General features: G+C 66.1%; 3 protein-coding genes and 1 pseudogene. 1 reads left to right on the top strand and 3 read right to left on the bottom strand.

All coding sequences use genetic code 11. The annotated features are described in order from the left end of the window. A partial coding sequence (locus EN750_RS23750; RefSeq protein ID WP_145967862.1) for an ATP-binding protein occupies positions 1 to 1367 on the bottom strand: 1367 nt, incomplete at its 3' end. Positions 1368 to 1575: 208 nt separating this feature from the next. Here EN750_RS23750 and EN750_RS23745 point away from each other — a divergent pair. Beyond that, entirely contained in the window at positions 1576 to 1881 is a 306-nt protein-coding gene (locus EN750_RS23745) for a hypothetical protein (protein WP_013530714.1), read from the top strand. A gap of 73 nt (positions 1882 to 1954) precedes the next feature. Here the strand turns inward: EN750_RS23745 and EN750_RS23740 are convergent. Together EN750_RS23740 and EN750_RS23735 are read right to left on the bottom strand one after the other, a co-directional pair. Further along, positions 1955 to 2803 (bottom strand): annotated as a pseudogene (locus EN750_RS23740) (aldo/keto reductase). A gap of 145 nt (positions 2804 to 2948) precedes the next feature. Next, positions 2949 to 3581 (bottom strand): PQQ-binding-like beta-propeller repeat protein, encoded by a 633-nt coding sequence (locus EN750_RS23735; RefSeq protein WP_127267443.1) that lies wholly within the window; start codon positions 3579 to 3581, stop codon positions 2949 to 2951. Positions 3582 to 3620: the final 39 nt, after the last annotated feature.

Below are 3620 nucleotides of genomic sequence, written 5' to 3'. Positions count from 1 at the left end.
ATATAGGTCAAGAGGCGCCGGGCGCGGCGCAGCGAGTGCGAGCCGTAGGCACGGGCGATCGCGGCGTCGCTCGGGCACGGCCAGCCCTCTTTCGCCGCACGGGCGATCATCATGAACACGCCCTGCATGTCGTCGGGCAGCAGCGACGCGCGGACGGAAACGTCCCGCCACGCGTCATCCTGCGTCGTCTCGGAACCAAGGCCGGCACGGGCGCGCGTCAGCATGCGGCGGAACTCCGGCAGGTCCGGCACGACCGACGCGAGGCCTTCTATGCGGCAGCGGACCACGAATTCCTGATAGAGCACCCCGATCACGCGAAAACCCGCATCGGGCTGCGCCAGGATGGCGCGCAGCACACGGTCGACGCGCTCACGACGCTCGGCCAGATCCTCGGCGCTGATTTGCGGCTCCGCCGGCTCGGGGCGCATTTCCAGTGCCGCCGATTTGGCCGCCATCAGCTGGTCGAGCAGGTCCGGCGACGCCGGGCGGCGCGGCGTGCGCACCGTCTCGGGTGGCGGCGCCGCCAGGATGATCGCGCGTGCGTCTTCCAGCGCGGATTCCGGCATTGCCATGAGCCGCGGCGTGCCGTTGCGCGGGCTGGTGTCGGTCGGGCCGATGCGCAGCCCCAGCGGACGGCGCGACAGGGCCGGGCCGAGCGCCATGAACTGCCCGCGTTCCAGATCGCGGAACGCTTCCGCCTGGCGTCGCTCCATGCCCAGAAGATCGGCGGCACGCGCCATGTCGATATCGAGGAAGGTGCGGCCCATGAGAAAATTGGACGCCTCGGCGGCGACGTTCTTGGCGAGCTTGGCCAGCCGCTGGGTGGCGATGATGCCGGCCAGCCCGCGCTTGCGGCCACGGCACATCAAATTGGTCATGGCGCCGAGCGAAAGCTTGCGCGCCTCGTCCGACACCTCGCCGGCCACCGCCGGCGCGAACAGCTGCGCCTCGTCCACCACCACCAGCATTGGGTACCAGTGGTCACGGGCGACCTCGAACAGCCCGCCGAGGAAGGCGGCGGCACGTCGCATCTGGTTCTCGGCGTCGAGGCCTTCGAGATTGAGCACGGTGGAGACGCGATGCATGCGCGCCCGCTCGCCGGCCGCCTGCAGGCCGCGCTCGGTATGCTGCTCGGCATCGATCACCAGATGGCCGTAACGGTCGCCCAGCGAGACGAAGTCGCCCTCGGGATCGATGATGGTCTGCTGCACCCAGGGTGCGCTCTGCTCCAGCAGGCGCCGCAGCAGATGCGACTTGCCGGAGCCTGAATTGCCCTGCACCAAAAGGCGAGTCGCGAGCAGTTCCTCAAGATCCAGCTTCGCCGGGGCGCCCGCGGTCGTCTGTCCCATCTCGATCGCAACGGTCATCTCGACTCAGGCGCTCCTTTCGCAGACGGGCTTATCAACTGGGTCACAGCCCGTCGAGCGTGCATGACCGCCTGCGGCGTGTTGCGCACAACTGTGCAGGCACCGCCTGGAGGGGTCATCAGCCGATGCCTGGCGCAAACTTTGGGTTGACCCCTTCGGACCACGAGGCGACACTCCACCCAACGCTACGAGTGCGAGGAGGAATGCGATGGACGAGCCCGAACGGTGGCGCCACATGTCGACGGCGCCGAAGGATGGCAGCCGCATCCTGGTCACGGTGCGTCCGTCCGAACAGGGACCGGCGGAAGTAGACCTTGCCTATTGGTCGCGTGCTGACCAGTTCGCCTCGGAAGGCTGGCGCGCGTCGGACTCCTCGCCCGGGCGCGTCATCGAATATGCCGACCCGGAACTGAAGTGCTGGATGCCGTTGCCGACGGCAAACCTCAGCCGTGCGTCCATGCCAGCGCCCTGGGAAGGCGAAGACGCCCAGCAGCTGGATGGGTCCGGGATTTAAGCGCGCGGAGAGGCCGGAGATTGGCCAATCTCCCCCTCGTGCGGGAGATCGGCAGCTTCGCGGTCGGCAGTCCTCAGAACAGGAACGCGGCCGTGGCGGGGTTGGGCCCGTTGCGGCCTTTCGGGCGAATCCATGCCGCGGATCGTCTGCAGGTCCTGGGCATCCAGTTCAAAATCGAAGACATCGAAATTGGCGGCGATGCGATCCCTGCGGATCGACTTTGGAATGACGATCAGCCCCTCTTGGAGATGCCAGCGGATGATCGCCTGGGCGACGGACTTGCCATGTTTTTTGGCGATGCCTGAAATGGTCGGATCGCCGAGCAGCCGGCCGCTGCCCAACGGGCTCCAGCTTTCGATACGGATGTCGTGCTTGGCGTGAAAGTCCCTGACACCGCGCTGCTGGAACTGGGGATGCAACTCGATCTGGTTGACGACGGGCGTCACGCCGGTTTCCGCGATGATCCGCTCCAGATGGTCCTGGTTGAAGTTCGAAACGCCGATCGACTTGATGCGGCCGGCCTGCCGGAGTTCGACCAGCGTCTTCCAGGCCTCGACATATTTGTCCTGGCTGGGCACAGGCCAGTGGATCAGGAACAGGTCGATCTGCTCAATGCCGAGCTTGGCCATGGTGTCATCGAAGGCGCGCAGCGCCGCATCGCGCTGGTGTGCGCCGTTGCGCAGTTTCGAGGTGATGAACAGCTCAGCCCGCGACACGCCGGCGCTGCGGATCGCCTCTCCGACCCCTTCCTCGTTCTGGTAGCCTTCGGCGGTGTCGATCAGGCGATAGCCGGCTCGATGCCCCAACCAACCACCTCGGCGGTAATATCCTGGTCGACCTGCCACACGCCAAGGCCGAGCTGGGGAATGGCGGAGCCGTCGTTCAATGCAATCTGTTCGGGCATGATGGGCTGTTCAGGCATGGGGGGATCCTTTGCAAAGCGGGTCCGGGCGGTCTGCCCGGTGCACAGCCTATCTAGGTCCGACAGGATGCGACGACCAGCCGACAGCGGACAAATTGCCGTGTGAAGTGCGCCTGCAAGTGTGACTTCGGCGTCGGCCGCATCCTCACCGCGGCCGGCGCACCGCCCTCACCACCCCGGCGGATGTGCTGCCGCAATAGAGGCGGTCGCCGCCATCGGATTCCAGTCCCGACACGCCCATCCCGGCCGGCATGTCGAGCTTCTCCAGAACCTTGCCTGATCGCGGGTCGACGCGGCGCAGGTCGCTCTGGTCGCCTTCCCAGGTGGCGTGCCACAGCTCGCCCTCGACCCATGTCACCCCGGTGACGAAACGGTTGGATTCGATGGTGCGCAGGATCGCCCCTGTCTCCGGGTCGATCTGGTGGATCTTGCGTTCGCGATATTGCCCCACCCAGAGCGTCCCTTCGGCCCAGGTCAGCCCGGAATCGCCCCCGCCGCCCGGTGCCGGAATGGTCGCCAGCACCTGGCCGGTATCAGGGTCGATCTTCTGTATCAGGTCGTCGGCAAGCTGGAAGAAGTGCTGGCCGTCCCAGGCGGTGCCGGCATGCGCCGCGACGTCGATCGAGCGCAGCGCTTGGCCGTTTTCCGGGTCGAAGGCGTTCAGCTTCTCGCCCGAGGCGAACCAGACATTGTTGCCGTCAAAACTCACCCCATGCACCCTCTCCACATCTGGAAAGGGTCCGTATTCGCGCAGAATTTCGGCCGCTGACTGTTTCATGTCCTTGTCCTCACTGAGATGGTCTGATGTCCCTTACTA

The organism is Mesorhizobium sp. M7A.F.Ca.ET.027.03.2.1, from assembly GCF_003999175.1.
GTDB lineage: Bacteria > Pseudomonadota > Alphaproteobacteria > Rhizobiales > Rhizobiaceae > Mesorhizobium.
Note: the sequence above shows the minus strand (reverse complement) of the source record. Positions and strands in the feature narration are given on the sequence as shown.